Raw genomic sequence first — 15,579 nt, 5'->3', positions numbered from 1 at the left:
CCGTTGCCCTGGTAATCGGGCTTTTAGCCGTCCAGATGTTTACACATCTATAATCCGCAGGTACTGTAGTGACCACAAGCGCAAATTGTTCATTGTCGATGTGAAGGACTCTCATGATCGAACTCAAACACCTGCGGACGCTGCAAGCGCTGCGCAACACCGGTTCGCTGGCCGCCGCCGCCGCGCAGCTGCATCAGACGCAGTCGGCGTTATCCCACCAGTTCAGCGACCTGGAACAGCGTCTGGGCTTCCGTCTGTTCGTGCGAAAAAGCCAGCCGCTGCGTTTTACGCCGCAGGGAGAAATCCTGTTACAGCTGGCCGAGCAGATATTGCCGCAAATTCAGCATGCGCTGCAGGCTTGCCATGAGCCGCACCAGACCACGTTGCGTATCGCGATTGAATGCCACAGCTGCATTCAGTGGCTGACGCCCGCACTGAATAATTTTCGCCAGGTCTGGCCGCAGGTGATGATGGATTTTAAATCCGGCGTGACGTTCGATCCGCAGCCTGCGCTGCAGCAAGGTGAGCTGGACGTGGTACTGACTTCCGATATCCTGCCGCGTAGCGGACTGTTCTATTCGCCCATGTTCGATTTTGAAGTGCGCCTGGTGCTGGCTCCCGATCATCCGCTGGCAAAGGTGGAGCATATTTCACCGGAAGACTTAGCGCATGAGGTGCTGATGATTTATCCGGTGCAGCGGCAGCGGCTTGATATCTGGCGGCACTTTTTGCAGCCTGCTAACGTCAGCCCGGCGCTGAAAAGCGTGGACAATACGCTGCTGCTTATTCAGATGGTCTCTGCAGGAATGGGCATTGCCGCTCTGCCGCACTGGGTAGTAGAAAGCTTTGAACATCAGGGGCTGGTGGTAACAAAAACGCTTGGCAAGGGATTATGGAGCCGCTTATACGCCGCCGTGCGCGATGGCGAACAGCGCCAGCCGGTAACGGAAGCCTTTATCCGCTCTGCTTGCCAGCACGCCTGCGAACATCTGCCGCGCGTTAAAGATGCTTCGGCACCCGGTACGCCGCCGCTGGTTTCTCTGGCCCACTCCTGAACAGGCTTACCTGTCGACGCTCATAGCCTTGTAGCCAATCGTTTGCTAACCCGTCCGTCAGCTTCTGCTGGCGGTATTCCTGTATCCAAAGTCATTTGTCTCTATAATGCGCGCAACGATTCTGACCTGATGAGATTTTTATGACCAATAACGACGTACTGCGCAGCGTGCGCTACATGCTGAACCTGAGCGATGCCCAGATGGTTGCCATCCTTGCGCTGGCAGAAAGCGAAGTCACTGAGGCCGAGATGCAAACCTTTCTGAAAAAGGAAGATGAAGCAGGCTTTCGCGCCTGTCCGGACGTGATTATGGGCTACTTTTTGAACGGCCTGATTTTTAAACGTCGTGGTAAGAGCGAGGATGCGCCAGAACCCTCTATCGAGCGCAAAATGACCAACAATATTATTATTAAAAAGCTGCGTATCGCTTTTGATTTAAAAACTACCGATATTCTGGATATTCTAAAGCTGGCCGATTTTGCCGTTGGGCAGTCTGAAATTGGCGCGATTTTCCGCAAGCCGGGACATAAAAACTATCGCGAATGCGGCGACCAGATTTTAAGAAACTTTCTGAAGGGTCTGACGATGAAACTGCGTCCGGCACCTGGCAAGGTATAGTTAGAAAGAATGTTTTCGGTATGGGATTATGCACCATGCCGGGAACATGATTCTATAAGTTTAATATCAACTGAAAATAATTACACAAAGGATATAAACAGGCGGAAAAATCTTCAAAAGATTAATTGCTGCGGCAGTAAAATCACCTTCCCAGCAATAAAATGAATTTGCTTGAAATTGCTTTTGAAAGACACTGATTTCGAAATCCCACCTGAATAAAATATGCTTCCCCACTCAGCACTTCCTTATTGCTATAAGGAAAAAAGCACAGGCAGAATCGCGAAAAAATAACAGAGAGCGGCGTTCATCGTAAAATGCTTTAGCGGGCGCCTGGGACTAGTGCAGCCAGACGAGCTGTCTGCCGGAGTATATCACTACAATGGAAGTGATTTTGGGAACTATGACCAGCAAATGAAACATATGTATGAAAGCCTGAACAGAGGTCACGCATGAAATTCAATTTTCCATTTTTTGTTGTTACTACTCTTTTAATTAGCCTCAATGCCTACGCTGAAGACCACGCGTTAAAGTCAGGCGTCTATGAACAACTGAAGCTGGCCGTCTCCTCATCTGGTGAAGTGACTGGCTACTATGCTGACTCAATGGGCGATAACGCTAGTCAGACCTGTATTTTTACACTACACGGCAGCAGGCAGTCCGTAGGCGAAGCAACCATCAGTGCACATTCCGCACAGGATTATCCGGGCAAGCTTAGTGGAACCGATAGCGGTGTTATGCTAACTCTGCCTCAGGGTCAGCAACAGCCGGGCTGCATGAATCTGCTACCGCCTGATGTAGCAACAGGTATTGAATTTACGCGCGGTCTGGAAACCCAGTGGCAAACACTGGCACAGGCCGCAGCAGAAAAAGTCTATCTGCATAAATCGCCTGCTGCTGATGGTGGGAAGAAAGTCTGGATCATTAAAAATGATGTAGTTGGTATTATCGCCAAAAAAGAGAACTGGTCGCAGGTGCAGTTCGTAAACGATAACGGCAAAAGCACGATTGGCTGGGTAGAGACTTCGCAATTAAAGACGTTGACCGCTGCGGTGCGCTAAATGATGTACTGGCTGAGCAGAAATGCCCAGCCAGTCTTTACCGTACGTCATTAAATCAGACCTGAGGGGCTTTTATTACCTTCTTACCGGGAAGGTTTGTGTAATACCCAGCGCTTGTGCACCCATAACGAGGCAAAAATTACCGCTGCCCCAATAATAAAACTTGGCCAGTGCGGCTGCTGCTGCCATATCGCCAGGTTGACCAACAGTCCGGCAGGAACATGCATATTGTTCATTATTCCCAGCGTGCCGGCATCAACCTGCGTAGCGCCATAGTTCCACATAAAATAACCCAGCCCGGAAGCTACTACGCCCAGCCAGATCAAAATTCCCCACTGAAGCGTGGTGGTGGGTAATTTTTGCGGATTTCCCCACAGGAACCAGGCAATAACCGCTACGATGGCCGCGCCAAGATAAAACCATGAAAAAGCAGCGTGCTGCGGCATAGGCCGCGTTTCCTGCAGGCGCTTATAGCCGACCATGCCAACGGCAAAGCAGATATTGGCCAGCTGCACCAGCAGCAAACCAAACCAAAAATGATCGCTGACTTTGTCATAGCGAATAATAGCGGCACCCGCTACAGCCAGCAGTGCGCTCAGGGCATAGCCAGGCCGTACGCCACGACCGCTCATCAGATCGTAAATCAGAGTGATATAGAGCGGCGTCATTACCGTAAACAGCAGCAGTTCTGAAACGCTAAGATACAGATAAGCCTGGAAGCTAATAAGGTACATAATGCCCAGTTGCAGGGCGCCTACTGCCATATAGAGCAACAGCGTAGAAAGTCGATAACCGCGCCAGCGCAGGAAAGGTAAAAATACTACGGCGGCAAGCAGCAGGCGAATCAGCACCGAAAACACGCTATCTACCTGGCCTGCAAGGTATTCACCTATCAGGCTAAATGAAAAGGCCCACAGTACGGTGGTGATAATCAGTAAAATCACGATAAAAACTCTGCAATGAAAAGTGGGCGTAGTGTAGCGAAGTTCGTCCAACGGCAGGAAAATATCTGGTTTACATCTGAGCGATTAGCAAGCTAACGAACATCTTTTACGCACGCTTTAAATTGTTATTTCCGATGTATTTGAATTTGCCAGGCTGTTTACGCTTTAAAAACAGATTCAGAGAAGCGCGCCACATAATTCGCTTTGATTCTCATAAAAGAGAATACTTTGCGCCCTCCTTCACAGCATGCCGGCCCGTTTTCTTTTACGCTCGCGCCACCCTGAATCAGGCTAAGTCTAAAGAGAAGATAGTGCGCCATTGGAGGCAAATATGTTATCGCTGTTCAGACCGGCACCTCACCGACCGCGCGTTGATGACGCGCAAACTGACCCACTTTATCGCCGTTTGCGCTGGCAAATATTTTTCGGGATTTTTTTCGGCTACGCCGCCTATTATCTGGTGCGAAAAAACTTTGCGCTGGCCATGCCCTCACTGATTGAACAAGGCTTTTCTCGCGGCGATTTAGGTTTTGCCCTTTCGGGGATTTCTATCGCCTATGGTTTTTCAAAATTTATTATGGGTTCCGTTTCCGACCGCTCTAATCCCCGATTCTTTCTCCCGGCCGGATTAATTCTGGCCGCCCTGGTAATGCTTTTTATGGGATTCGTCCCCTGGGCCACCTCCAGTATTATGGTGATGTTTGTACTGCTGTTTCTTTGCGGCTGGTTTCAGGGCATGGGCTGGCCGCCGTGTGGCCGCACTATGGTGCACTGGTGGTCGCAAAAAGAGCGTGGCGGTATTGTTTCCGTGTGGAACTGCGCGCATAACGTCGGCGGCGGTATTCCCCCCCTGCTTTTTTTATTAGGGATGTACTGGTTTAACGACTGGAAAGCGTCGTTCTATATGCCCGCCTTCGCTGCCATTCTGATCGCCGTCGTAGCCTGCGTGTTAATGCGGGATACGCCGCAATCCTGCGGCCTGCCGCCCATCGAAGAATATAAAAACGATTACCCGCCCGACTACGATCAAGATCAGGAGAAGGAGCTAACCGCCAGGCAGATCTTTATGCAGTACGTTTTGCCCAACAGGCTGCTCTGGTATATCGCGCTGGCCAATGTTTTTGTTTACCTGCTGCGCTACGGCATTCTGGACTGGTCGCCGACCTATTTAAAAGAGGTCAAACACTTCACGCTGGATAAATCTTCCTGGGCCTACTTTCTTTACGAATATGCCGGTATTCCCGGCACGCTGCTGTGCGGCTGGATGTCCGATAAAGTATTTAAAGGCAACCGTGGCGCAACCGGCGTGTTCTTTATGGTGCTGGTCACGCTGGCTACCGTTATTTACTGGCTAAATCCGCCGGGCAATCCAGGCGTAGATATTAGCTGTATGATCGTTATCGGCTTTTTGATTTATGGCCCGGTGATGCTGATTGGCTTACATGCGCTGGAGCTGGCCCCAAAAAAAGCGGCGGGTACGGCGGCGGGCTTTACCGGCCTGTTTGGCTACCTTGGCGGCTCCGTAGCCGCCAGCGCCATTGTGGGTTATACCGTGGACTACTTTGGCTGGGACGGCGGTTTTATCGTGATGATCGGCGGCGGCGTACTGGCGGTTATCCTGCTGGTTGTCACTATGCTGAGCGAAAGAAAACGAGGAGCACTACGATGAAAAAACTGTTAGCCACGCTGCTGCTGAGCGTTTCGCTCAGCGTCACGGCCGCCGGAGAGAGTAAGATTGTTATTGCCCATCGGGGTGCCAGCGGCTATTTGCCGGAGCACACGCTGCCCGCCAAAGCGATGGCCTACGCCCAGGGATCCGATTTCCTTGAGCAGGATCTGGTGATGACCAAAGACGATCGGCTGGTCGTGCTGCACGATCATTATCTGGACCGCGTGACGGATGTCGCCGAACGTTATCCACAGCGCGCCAGAAAAGATGGCCGCTACTACGCCATCGACTTTACGCTGGCCGAAATTAAGGGCCTGAATTTTACCGAAGGCTTTACGCTAAAAGACGGTAAAAAAGTACAGACATTCCCGCAGCGTTTCCCCATGAATAAGTCGGATTTCCATATTCATACTTTTGAGGAAGAGATTGAATTTATTCAGGGGTTGAACCATTCAACCGGCAAAAATGTGGGAATTTATACGGAGATTAAAGCGCCCTGGTTTCATCGTCAGGAAGGGAAAGATATTTCAGCGAAGGTGCTGGATGTGCTGAAACAGTACGGCTACAGCAGTAAAAGCGATAACGTCTATTTGCAGTGCTTTGATTATAACGAACTTAAACGCATTAAAACGGAGCTGGAACCCCAGCGCAATATGAACCTGAAGCTGGTACAGCTGATTACCGAAACGGATGCAAAGGAAACGCAGGAGCTGCAAAACGGCAGGTGGGTGAACTATAGCTATGACTGGATGTTGCAGCCGGGCGCGATGAAAAACCTGGCCCGTTTTGTTGACGGCATCGGCCCCGATTATCATATGCTGATCGCCAGCGGCTCCACCAGAGGCCATATTCGCCTGACGGAGATGGTCAAAGAGGCGCATCAGAACAAGCTGGTGGTGCACCCTTATACGGTGCGCGCCGACAGCCTTCCCGACTGGGTTGATAACGTCGACCAGCTTTACGATGTGCTTTATAACCAGGCGGGAGTGGACGGCCTGTTTACCGATTTTCCGGATAAGGCCGTACATTTTTTACAGCGCTGATTTTTCGCCTCCGTCACGGAGGCGAATTTCTCAGACGTTATACAGCTTGCGCAGATAGTTCGGCACAGCGTTATCCACGTTGCTGCCGATAACTTCCAGATCGGGCAACAGATCTTTCAGGCGCTGATGCGAGTTGCTCATGATGCAGCCTTTGCCCGCCATGGTCAGCATCTCTTTATCATTCATGCCGTCGCCGAAGGAGATGCAGTCCTGTAGCGTAAAGCCAAGCGTGCGGGAGACCGCATCCAGCGCGTGACCTTTGGAAACGCCCCCCGCCATGACTTCCAGACAGGTCGGCAGCGAGAAGCTCACGTTAACGCGATCGCCCCAACGCGCAATCAGCGCCTCTTCCAGCGGGATCAGCAGCTCTGGTTTAGCACAGGTAAAAAAGACTTTGCTGATGCCGTCAGTAGGCAAAGAGTCCGGCTGGTACACCTGATAGTTGAAATCGGATTCACGGAAAAAGTCCATCTCTTCAGGACGATGGCGGTTAAGAAACCACTCTTCATCGCGATAGACGTTGGTATAAATATCCTCATGGCTGTGATGCAGAGCAAACAGCTCACGAGCGATATCCTCTTCCAGGTTGTGGCTAAATACCAGCTCGCCGGCGGTATTATGCACGCGCGCGCCGTTTGAAGTGATCATAAAAGCGTCAATGCCCAGGCTATCGCGCATCTGGCCCACATCAATGTGATGACGACCGGTGGCAAAAATAAAGTGGACGCCTTTCTGCGTCAGCAGCTGAAGCGTTTCGCGGGCAAAAGCGGAGAGACGGTGATCCGGTGACAGCAGCGTGCCGTCAAGATCGGAAGCAACAATAGGGTACATAAAACCTCTGGTTAATGGTTGTCGGTTGCCGTAGCCATATCTGAGTAGTGAATCAAGGATGCCGGGCGAAAAACGCCACGATGGCCTCCAGTGCTTCGGCGCGCATACTGTCTTTTTCAAACAAGATCTCATGACGCGCGCCAGCGATAGTCTGCGGGCCTTCGCACGGATTGCCCGCCGCCTTCATGGTCTGGCAAAAAAGATCCTGCGCGCGGTTATCCACCACTTTATCCGCCTCGGCCTGCAACAGCAGCAGCGGCGTGACGATCTCTTTTGCCTGAGCCAGAATATTTTTCCCGGCCAGAATGCCTTCTTTAACCCAGTGGTAGGTGGGGCCGCCGACGCGCAGTCCCGGATCGTCAGCATAAAAGCGCAGGTTGCGCCGGTAGCGTTCACGGCTGTGCGTCAGCTGATTGATGCCAAACGGCCTCGGCTGCCATCTTCCGGTACCTATGGCATAGCCGTCGCGCACCGCCGGGCGTTTTTCCGCCCATGTCAAAATACAGTGCGTCATCCACAGCGGCATTGGCAAAAAGATACCGAACATCGGCGAGGCCAGCACCACGGCGTCAAAAGCTTTTGGCTGTCTGGCCAGCATCAGCGTTAAAATTGCGCCCCCCATCGAATGAGCCAGCGCGTAGCGATGCAGATAGTGCTGGCTGAGGATCTCTTTCAGATAAAGCGTTTCCAGATCGTCAACATAGTGATCGAATAGCTCTACATGACCGCGATGGGAATCCTGCAATAACCGGCCGGATCGCCCCTGGCCGCGATGATCGACAATAATCACGTCGTAACCGCAGTGAAACAAATCGTAGGCCAGCTCAGGATATTTTACGTAGCTTTCGATCCTGCCTGGGCAGACAAGGATAACCTTGTTGTGTTGCGGAGAAGTGAAGCGGACATAGCGAATGGCAACGTTTTCTACGCCGATGAACTCGTCCTCTTCCCGCTGCTGCCAGAAATCCAGCAGCGGGCCAGTAGCAAAAGCGGCAAAGGCTTTTTCACGATTTAACCAGCTTTTGGCAGCCTTGTTCATTCACCTCATCTCCGCTTTTTGCTTATCCGGCATGACCTTTCTGGCTCGCGCTGTCACAAAGGCGTATTGTGTCATACTTCTGCATTCTCAGGGAGCCTTACCCAATGACCATCCAATGGTGGCTGGCCTACCTTTTAACCACCAGCATTTTAAGTCTTTCGCCAGGTTCGGGGGCGATTAACACGATGAGTACCGGTATCAGCCACGGCTATCGCGGCGCGGCGGCATCCATTTCTGGCTTACAGGTGGGCCTGGCAGCGCATATCTTGCTGGTCGGTATTGGCCTTGGCGCGCTGTTTTCCCAGTCCGTGCTGGCTTTTGAGGTTTTGAAATGGGCGGGCGCTGGCTATCTGGTCTGGCTCGGTATTCAGCAGTGGCGCTCCGCTGGGGCAATAGACTTGCAGGCGGTCGCCAGAGCGATGCCGCGCCGTAAGCTATTTAAACGTGCGGTGCTGGTCAATCTGACTAACCCGAAAAGCATCGTTTTTCTGGCGGCGCTTTTCCCACAGTTTATTATCCCTGGCCAACCGCAGGCGATGCAGTATCTGGTGTTGGGCGTAACGACCGTGGTGGTCGATATTATCGTGATGATTGGCTACGCCACGCTGGCTCAGCGTATTGCCGTGTGGATCAGAGGGCCAAAGCAGATGAAGCTGCTCAACCGGCTGTTTGGCGGAATGTTTATTGCGGTAGGCGCGCTGCTGGCCTCGGCCCGCCGGATTGCCTGAGCACGGGCGAACAAACTGGCCTGAGGTTGTTGCTAAACTTTCATCAGGCCGTTTTTAAGCCAGAGCACAGCAGGGGTTTTTATTCCTCGCCGTCAACGTGCTCGCGGATCATTACCATAAACGGCTTGCCGAAGCGTTCCAGCTTGCGCTGGCCCACGCCGTTGACGCTCAGCATTTCCGAAGCGGTTAACGGCATTTGCTCGGCCATCTCTATCAACGTCGCGTCGTTAAACACTACGTAAGGCGGAATATTCTCTTCATCGGCAATCGCCTTACGCAGCTTGCGTAGCTTGGCGAACAGCTTGCGATCGTAATTGCCACCAAACGACTTCTGGCTGCTGTTACGCGGCTTGACGGTAACCATACGCGGCACGGCCAGCAGCAGCGGCGCTTCGCCACGTAGCACAGGGCGTGCGGCTTCCGTCAGCTGTAGCGCAGAGTGCATAGCGATATTCTGCGTCGCCAGCCCCAGATGGATAAGCTGGCGGATCACGCTGACCCAGTGCTCATGGCTCTGATCGCGGCCGATGCCGTAAACCGGCAGCTTGTCGTGCTGCATATCGCGGATGCGCTGATTGTTTGCGCCACGAATAACCTCCACCACGTAACCCATACCGAAGCGCTGGCCGACGCGATAAATGCAGGAGAGCGCCTTCTGCGCTTCAACCGTACCGTCGTAACGTTTTGGCGGGTCCAGGCAGATATCGCAGTTATCGCACGGCTGCTGGCGTCCTTCGCCGAAATAGTTCAGCAGCACCAGACGGCGACAGGTCTGCGCCTCGGCGAAGGCACCCATGGCGTTGAGCTTATGGCGTTCAATATCCTGCAGCGGACCGGGGGCTTTCTCTTCCAGGCATTTGCGCAGCCACGCCATATCTGCCGGATCGTAAAGCATCAGCGCTTCGGCAGGCAGGCCATCGCGACCGGCGCGACCGGTTTCCTGATAGTAGGATTCGATATTGCGCGGAATATCAAAGTGCACCACGAAACGCACGTTGGGCTTGTTGATGCCCATGCCAAAAGCGACCGTAGCGACAACGATTTGCAAATCGTCACGCTGAAAGGCTTCCTGCACGCGGGCGCGATGCTCGTTGTCCATTCCGGCATGATAGGCGCCCACGCTCATTCCACGGCTTTGCAAACGCGCGGCGGTATCTTCTACTTTCGCCCGGCTGTTGCAGTAAATAATGCCGCACTTGCCGCGCTGATCCTGCACATAACGCAGCAGCTGCTCCGTCGGCTTAAATTTATCTACCAGCGTATAACGAATATTAGGACGGTCAAAACTGCTGACCTGAATCAGGGGATCGTTAAGCTGTAGCAGCCGTGCAATATCGTTGCGCGTGGTTTCGTCGGCGGTAGCGGTCAGCGCCATCACCGGAACGTCCGGTAGCCGCTGACGCAGCTGGCCCAGCGCGCCATATTCAGGCCGGAAATCGTGTCCCCATTGCGAAATGCAGTGCGCTTCATCCACCGCCAGCATCGCCGGATTCCAGTGCGCCAGATTATCCAGGAAGTTGTCCATCATCAGACGTTCGGGCGCAATATACAGTAGCTTGATGCGGCCCGTACGGCAGCCGGCTAAAACGTCCTGCTGCTGCTCGCGATTCTGCGTGGAATTCAGGCAGGCGGCGGCCACGCCGTTAGCCAACAGCTGATCGACCTGATCCTTCATCAATGAGATCAGCGGCGAAACCACCAGCGTCAGGCCGTCACGCACCAGAGCCGGAATCTGGTAGCAAAGCGATTTTCCGCCGCCGGTTGGCATGACGACCAGACAGTCGCGTCCCTGCAATGAAGCCTGAATGATGGTTTGCTGCCCGGGACGAAACTGCTGGTAGCCGAAGGTTTCCTGCAAAACCTGCTGCGCCAGCGCTTCCTGATTAATCACTGCAGCCGTAGACACGTGTACTCCAATTGATGGCGGGCAGCGCGGCGGCTGCCCAAAAAGCGTTAAAACAGGTCGTTCAGCATGACGCCGACGCCGACCCTGGTCTGGCGGTGGTTATAGTCAATCAACGATTCGCCATAGCCGCTAAAGACTTGCGTATAGAACCGAACGTGTTCGGTAAGTGGATAGCTCCAGCCCGCCTGCGCGCCGCCGTAGCCGCTGTTCCAGTTGTAGTTGCCCTGCAGGCTGAAAACGCTCTCGCCCAGCTGGTAACCGACAGTCAGGCGATAATACCCCATGTATTTGGTGATATCAGGGTTATCGTCATTATTTTCGCTTTCTGGAAGACGGTACCAGGGTTTTGCCTCAACCAGCCAGTTGCCGTTTTGCGCCATCAAACGAGCGTAAACGCGGTTCCAGCTGCGCGAGGTCGGATCCGATCGGCCGTTCGACTGATGGTTCAGGCCCATCTCCACATCACGCAGCGTCCAGCCTGCAAAGCTGTAGTCGGTAGCCCAGCCCAGGAAAATTTGCGGCTCATAGTTCGTTTCGCGAAACGGCGAAGAGGCGCCACGGTTAGAGAGCTGCCACCAGGATCCCTGAGTATAAGAGGCCGCGAGCACCGAGTTGTCACCTAAAATGCCCCGCCATAGCGGAAACGCCAGGCTCAGCTGAAATTTGACTTCATCGTGCTTGGCTTTGTTGGCCCAGTTGTAGGAGCTGATTGCGTCTTTATTGATATTGCTGGTGTCGGTGTACAGTACGTAGTTGCTTTCGTAAGGAAAAAGCACAAAAGGGTTGTCATGCTTTTCCAACAGGTTAGCAATAATACTGCCACGAACGGCGGGCTGATCGTGCACCTCTGTGACCGTCGCTTCCTGCGCCAGAACCAGCGTGGGGAACAGAAGCGCTGCGGCCAGCAGGCCTTTCAGCATAGACATAGTGTTGTTCTCCAGAACAAAACGGAATTGTTATACGTGTGTGTAAAAAGCACGCCATTCTACACAGAATTGGTGGCCGACATTAGTGCTGTTTTTGTAAAGTGTAAGGCCTGTTAACGACCGGCAAAAATAGCCAGTTCGGTAAGCGACTTACGCTACAAAGGAATTTTTTATGACCTCACCTGCTTTGCTCGATCGGGACGCCGCCCGCCGCCTGATTGGCGAAATTTTTGTTTATGATATGCCGTTCAACCGCACGCTTGGCCTGACGCTGGAGCGGCTGGAGCCTGACTATGCGGAACTGAGCTTTGCGAATCAGACGCAGCTGGTCGGCAACGTTGCGCAGAAAATATTGCATGGCGGCGTGATTGCTGCGGTGCTGGACGTGGCGGCCGGTTTGGTTTGCGTCAGCAGCGCATTGACGCGGCAGGAAGCGATTACGGAAGAAGAGCTACGCCAGCGTCTGTCGCGTATGGGCACTATCGATTTGCGCGTTGACTATTTACGGCCCGGTCGCGGCGAGCGTTTTATCGCGACCAGCAGCCTGCTGCGCGGCGGCAATAAGGTCGCCGTGGCGCGAGTTGAGCTGCATAATGACGCCGGGCTTTATATCGCCAGCACCACGGCAACCTATCTTGTAGGCTGATTGCAAACCTTTATGGAGTAACGTTACATGGATGCGCAACAAACTCGCCAGGGCATCTTTTATGCGCTGGGCGCTTATTTTATCTGGGGCATCGCGCCCGCCTATTTTAAGCTCATCCAGCAGGTGGCACCGGGCGAGATTATGACGCACCGGGTAATCTGGTCGTTCTTTTTTATGCTGCTGTTGCTGAGCGTCAGCCGCAACTGGGGTAAAGTCAGGGCAATCTTTAAAGAGCCAAAAAAGGTGCTGCTGCTGGCGGTTTCCGCCACGCTGGTGTGCAGTAACTGGCTGATATTCATCTGGGCAGTGAATAATCATCATATTCTGGAAGCGAGCCTGGGATACTTTATTAATCCGCTGCTAAACGTGCTGGTGGGTATGCTGTTTCTCGGCGAACGCTTTCGTCGCCTGCAGTGGCTGGCGGTGGCGCTGGCCGCCTGCGGCGTGCTTATCCAGCTGTGGAAATTTGGCTCAGTGCCGGTGATTGCACTGGGCCTGGCGGTGACTTTTTCGCTCTACGGCCTGATGCGCAAAAAAATCGGCGTAGACGCGCAAACCGGCATGCTGATTGAAACCAGCTGGCTGCTGCCGGTCGCCGCTATCTATCTCTTCGGCATAGCGGACAGTTCGACCAGCCATCTGACGCAGAACCCACTTTCGCTGAATTTATTGTTGATTGCGGCCGGCATTGTTACCACTATCCCGCTGATGCTGTTTACCGCTGCCTGTTCCCGCCTGCGCCTCTCTACGGTAGGGTTTTTCCAGTACCTTGGCCCGACGCTGATGTTTCTGCTGGCCGTTTCATTTTATGGCGAAAAGATGACGCAGGATAAAGCGGTAACATTCTCTTTTATCTGGGCGGCGCTGGCGATATTTATCTTTGATGCACTAAAAACGCTTAAACGTAAAAAAGCTTCCGAGGTTTAAATTTTCACTTCGCCGAATAATGTCCGTTCGGCGAAGTTTAATTAAAGCGCCACGACAGCCTTCGTAAATCAGTGAAAAGGTTTTAGCCATAGCAAGACAGGTAATGGCAGAATAGCGGCGTGTTTAACTACCGAGGACAATATTCACTCCACCAGGATGAGAAGCAATAGCGTGGATGAGTTGTAAATTCATGGACAGTCTGTTCATTTCCGTCATGCCCCCTTCTTTTGCCATCAGGCCGGTTCTCTTCTGCCCTTGCAGCGATACGCACTGGCGCTTTGCGCTGTAGCCCTCTTCCGAAGTTTTTTTATTACTGCGCGGCGTGCGCGTCCGCTATTTTATTTTCTGGAGAGAGAAAATGCTGTACTGGTTTTTATTAGCGCTGGCGATTTCCTGTGAAATCATCGGTACGCTGACCATGAAATGGGCCAGCCTTAACGGCCATGCCGCCGGCTATATTTTTATGCTGGCGATGATCGCCCTTTCCTATATTTTTTTAAGCTTTGCCGTTAAGAAAATTGCGCTGGGCGTGGCCTATGCTATCTGGGAAGGAATTGGCATTCTGTTTATTACGCTGTTTAGCGTTATGCTTTTCGACGAGTTCCTGACGCCGATGAAAGTTGCCGGTCTGGCGATGCTGGTCGCGGGTATTGTGCTGGTAAAGTCCGGCACGACGGGCCGCGAGGAGAAAAAGCATGTCATCGCTTAACGGATTACATCTCGCCTGGCTGGCGCTGGCGGTCGTCCTGGAGATCCTCGCCAACATTTTTTTAAAATATTCGCACGGTTTTCGTCGGCCGCTTTACGGTTTGTCATCTCTCGCTGCCGTACTGGCCGCTTTTACCGCGCTGGCACAGGCCGTAAAAAGCATCGACCTTTCTGTAGCTTACGCTTTATGGGGAGGTTTCGGCATTGTCGCAACGGCGGCGGCCGGCTGGATTTTATTTGGGCAGCGTCTTAACGCTCGGGGCTGGACTGGTATTGGCGTGCTGCTGGTGGGTATGGTGCTGATTAAATTTGCCTGACGCGCGATAAAGCTTTACCGCGAAAACATTGGCGCAGCCGTCCGTGGCATAGCGCGACTGCGCCGTATCGGTCAGCCGTTTGCGGACGGCTTCCCTGATATGGGTTACAGCCAGTTCTTACGCTTGAAGTAGGCGTAAGGCGCGAGCCCCGCCAGGATCATCAGGCAGATAGCGCCAGGATAGCCAAAGCTCCACTTCAGTTCAGGCATAAACTCAAAGTTCATGCCGTAGCTGGAAGCAACCAGCGTCGGCGGCAGGAACACCACGGAGACAACCGAGAAGATTTTAATAATGCGGTTCTGCTCGATGTTGATAAAACCCATCGCCGCCTGCATCAGGAAGTTGACCTTTTGGAACAGCGATTCGTTATGCGGCAGCAGCGATTCGATATCGCGCAGGATTTCACGCGCCTGCTCCAGCTGGTTGCCAGGCAGACGGGCTTTACGCACCAGGAAATTGAGCGCGCGCTGCGTATCCATCAGGCACAAACGCACTTTCCAGCCGATATCTTCCAGCTCCGCCAGCGTAGAAAGCGCGGCATCAAATTCGTCGCCCTGCTGGCCTTCCATAATAACGCGGCTGAGCTTTTCCAGATCGCTATAGATGTTTTCTATCTCGTCAGCAAGCTGCTCGATTTTTGTTTCAAACAGATCCAGCAGCAGCTCATAAGCGTTGCCGTCAATCAGCACCTGGTTGCGCGCGCGCATGCGGTAAAGGCGAAACGCAGGCAGCTCACGCTCGCGCAGCGTGTAAAGACGCCCGTCGCGAATGGTAAAAGCGACCGTTGAGTTTCCGGCATGGTCTTCCGCATCTTCATAGAAGAAGAAGGAGTGAATATGCAGGCCATCTTCGTCTTCAAAAAAGCGCGCGGAGGCTTCGATATCTTCCAGTTCGGGACGCGTTGCCAGGCTCTGGCCCAGTTCGTTTTGCACGCGGTCGCGTTCGTTTTCCTCAGGCTCAATCAGATCCACCCAGACAGAGCTGGTCAGCTCGTCGCTGGCTTCTTCCAGCTCCAGACGAGCAAGGCGGTTCTGATCAAGTTTAAATGCGCTCAGCATAGCTGGTACTCCCAATTCTTCATAACATGGGACGCGCCTGAACACGGAACAGGTAGGTCAGTCTGACTCGGAGCGATGCGGTAATGCGGATCGCCGACAACCACGAA

At 53.1% G+C, this 15,579-nt stretch carries 16 protein-coding genes; 10 read left to right on the top strand and 6 right to left on the bottom strand.

What is annotated here, in order from left to right:
* Positions 1–113 precede the first annotated feature (113 nt).
* The 3 genes from metR (at position 114) to KUE00_RS20910 (ending at position 2,730) form a co-directional block, all read left to right on the top strand.
* Positions 114–1,055, top strand: coding sequence for an HTH-type transcriptional regulator MetR (metR, locus tag KUE00_RS20920; protein WP_246762207.1), 942 nt, complete (start codon positions 114–116; stop codon positions 1,053–1,055).
* A 140-nt stretch (positions 1,056–1,195) separates the two neighbouring features.
* On the top strand, positions 1,196–1,672 hold the full coding sequence (locus tag KUE00_RS20915) for a YehS family protein (protein ID WP_246762206.1): 477 nt from the start codon (positions 1,196–1,198) through the stop codon (positions 1,670–1,672).
* Positions 1,673–2,121: 449 nt separating this feature from the next.
* Positions 2,122–2,730, top strand: a complete 609-nt coding sequence (locus tag KUE00_RS20910; RefSeq protein WP_246762204.1) for a hypothetical protein — start codon at positions 2,122–2,124, stop codon at positions 2,728–2,730.
* Between the two features lie 83 nt (positions 2,731–2,813).
* On the opposite strand, the gene KUE00_RS20905 is transcribed toward KUE00_RS20910, so the two are convergent.
* Positions 2,814–3,674 carry a carboxylate/amino acid/amine transporter gene (locus KUE00_RS20905; protein ID WP_246762202.1) on the bottom strand — a complete coding sequence of 287 codons (861 nt, stop codon included), beginning with the start codon at positions 3,672–3,674 and terminating at the stop codon, positions 2,814–2,816.
* Positions 3,675–4,005: 331 nt separating this feature from the next.
* Here KUE00_RS20905 and glpT point away from each other — a divergent pair, with 331 nt between their 5' ends.
* The gene (glpT, locus tag KUE00_RS20900; RefSeq protein WP_246762200.1) at positions 4,006–5,343 is read left to right on the top strand and encodes a glycerol-3-phosphate transporter; all 1,338 of its coding nucleotides are present in this window, start codon (positions 4,006–4,008) and stop codon (positions 5,341–5,343) included.
* On the top strand, positions 5,340–6,386 hold the full coding sequence (glpQ, locus tag KUE00_RS20895) for a glycerophosphodiester phosphodiesterase (protein WP_246762198.1): 1,047 nt from the start codon (positions 5,340–5,342) through the stop codon (positions 6,384–6,386). Before glpT ends, glpQ begins: the two co-directional genes overlap by 4 nt.
* Before the next feature lie 30 nt (positions 6,387–6,416).
* On the opposite strand, the gene yigL is transcribed toward glpQ, so the two are convergent.
* Both yigL and pldB read right to left on the bottom strand, forming a co-directional pair.
* Positions 6,417–7,217 (bottom strand): sugar/pyridoxal phosphate phosphatase YigL, encoded by an 801-nt coding sequence (yigL, locus tag KUE00_RS20890; RefSeq protein WP_246762196.1) that lies wholly within the window; start codon positions 7,215–7,217, stop codon positions 6,417–6,419.
* Positions 7,218–7,269: 52 nt separating this feature from the next.
* On the bottom strand, positions 7,270–8,256 hold the full coding sequence (gene pldB / locus KUE00_RS20885) for a lysophospholipase L2 (protein WP_246762194.1): 987 nt from the start codon (positions 8,254–8,256) through the stop codon (positions 7,270–7,272).
* 104 nt (positions 8,257–8,360) lie between these two features.
* On the opposite strand from pldB, the gene rhtB reads away from it, so the two are divergent.
* Entirely contained in the window at positions 8,361–8,984 is a 624-nt protein-coding gene (gene rhtB / locus KUE00_RS20880) for a homoserine/homoserine lactone efflux protein (protein WP_246762192.1), read from the top strand.
* Between the two features lie 79 nt (positions 8,985–9,063).
* Here the strand turns inward: rhtB and recQ are convergent, their stop codons facing one another.
* Both recQ and pldA read right to left on the bottom strand, forming a co-directional pair.
* Positions 9,064–10,890 (bottom strand): ATP-dependent DNA helicase RecQ, encoded by a 1,827-nt coding sequence (gene recQ / locus KUE00_RS20875; protein WP_246762190.1) that lies wholly within the window; start codon positions 10,888–10,890, stop codon positions 9,064–9,066.
* Between the two features lie 47 nt (positions 10,891–10,937).
* Positions 10,938–11,816 carry a phospholipase A gene (pldA, locus tag KUE00_RS20870; protein WP_246762188.1) on the bottom strand — a complete coding sequence of 293 codons (879 nt, stop codon included), beginning with the start codon at positions 11,814–11,816 and terminating at the stop codon, positions 10,938–10,940.
* Positions 11,817–11,988: 172 nt separating this feature from the next.
* Between pldA and KUE00_RS20865 the strand changes: the two genes are divergently transcribed.
* The 4 genes from KUE00_RS20865 (at position 11,989) to mdtI (ending at position 14,414) form a co-directional block, all read left to right on the top strand.
* Positions 11,989–12,462, top strand: a complete 474-nt coding sequence (locus tag KUE00_RS20865) for a thioesterase family protein (RefSeq protein ID WP_246762186.1) — start codon at positions 11,989–11,991, stop codon at positions 12,460–12,462.
* A 27-nt stretch (positions 12,463–12,489) separates the two neighbouring features.
* A complete protein-coding gene (rarD, locus tag KUE00_RS20860) occupies positions 12,490–13,389 on the top strand; it encodes an EamA family transporter RarD (protein ID WP_246762185.1) in 900 nt (299 codons plus the stop codon).
* Between the two features lie 358 nt (positions 13,390–13,747).
* Positions 13,748–14,098 (top strand): multidrug/spermidine efflux SMR transporter subunit MdtJ, encoded by a 351-nt coding sequence (mdtJ, locus tag KUE00_RS20855; RefSeq protein ID WP_246762183.1) that lies wholly within the window; start codon positions 13,748–13,750, stop codon positions 14,096–14,098.
* The gene (gene mdtI / locus KUE00_RS20850) at positions 14,085–14,414 is read left to right on the top strand and encodes a multidrug/spermidine efflux SMR transporter subunit MdtI (protein WP_246762181.1); all 330 of its coding nucleotides are present in this window, start codon (positions 14,085–14,087) and stop codon (positions 14,412–14,414) included. Before mdtJ ends, mdtI begins: the two co-directional genes overlap by 14 nt.
* A 104-nt stretch (positions 14,415–14,518) precedes the next feature.
* Here the strand turns inward: mdtI and corA are convergent, their stop codons facing one another.
* Positions 14,519–15,472, bottom strand: coding sequence for a magnesium/cobalt transporter CorA (gene corA / locus KUE00_RS20845; RefSeq protein WP_246762180.1), 954 nt, complete (start codon positions 15,470–15,472; stop codon positions 14,519–14,521).
* Between the last annotated feature and the right edge of the window lie 107 nt (positions 15,473–15,579).

The sequence above is a fragment of the Erwinia phyllosphaerae genome (assembly GCF_019132875.1).
GTDB lineage: Bacteria > Pseudomonadota > Gammaproteobacteria > Enterobacterales > Enterobacteriaceae > Erwinia > Erwinia phyllosphaerae.
Note: the sequence above shows the minus strand (reverse complement) of the source record. Positions and strands in the feature narration are given on the sequence as shown.

Coding starts and splice junctions, on each gene's coding strand:
- pldB (WP_246762194.1), bottom strand. CDS start 8,256: ATGAACAAGGCTGCCAAAAGCTGGTTAAATCGTGAAAAAGCCTTTGCC.
- KUE00_RS20915 (WP_246762206.1), top strand. CDS start 1,196: ATGACCAATAACGACGTACTGCGCAGCGTGCGCTACATGCTGAACCTG.
- KUE00_RS20865 (WP_246762186.1), top strand. CDS start 11,989: ATGACCTCACCTGCTTTGCTCGATCGGGACGCCGCCCGCCGCCTGATT.
- pldA (WP_246762188.1), bottom strand. CDS start 11,816: ATGTCTATGCTGAAAGGCCTGCTGGCCGCAGCGCTTCTGTTCCCCACG.
- rhtB (WP_246762192.1), top strand. CDS start 8,361: ATGACCATCCAATGGTGGCTGGCCTACCTTTTAACCACCAGCATTTTA.
- metR (WP_246762207.1), top strand. CDS start 114: ATGATCGAACTCAAACACCTGCGGACGCTGCAAGCGCTGCGCAACACC.
- KUE00_RS20910 (WP_246762204.1), top strand. CDS start 2,122: ATGAAATTCAATTTTCCATTTTTTGTTGTTACTACTCTTTTAATTAGC.
- rarD (WP_246762185.1), top strand. CDS start 12,490: ATGGATGCGCAACAAACTCGCCAGGGCATCTTTTATGCGCTGGGCGCT.
- yigL (WP_246762196.1), bottom strand. CDS start 7,217: ATGTACCCTATTGTTGCTTCCGATCTTGACGGCACGCTGCTGTCACCG.
- glpQ (WP_246762198.1), top strand. CDS start 5,340: ATGAAAAAACTGTTAGCCACGCTGCTGCTGAGCGTTTCGCTCAGCGTC.
- mdtI (WP_246762181.1), top strand. CDS start 14,085: ATGTCATCGCTTAACGGATTACATCTCGCCTGGCTGGCGCTGGCGGTC.
- glpT (WP_246762200.1), top strand. CDS start 4,006: ATGTTATCGCTGTTCAGACCGGCACCTCACCGACCGCGCGTTGATGAC.
- mdtJ (WP_246762183.1), top strand. CDS start 13,748: ATGCTGTACTGGTTTTTATTAGCGCTGGCGATTTCCTGTGAAATCATC.
- corA (WP_246762180.1), bottom strand. CDS start 15,472: ATGCTGAGCGCATTTAAACTTGATCAGAACCGCCTTGCTCGTCTGGAG.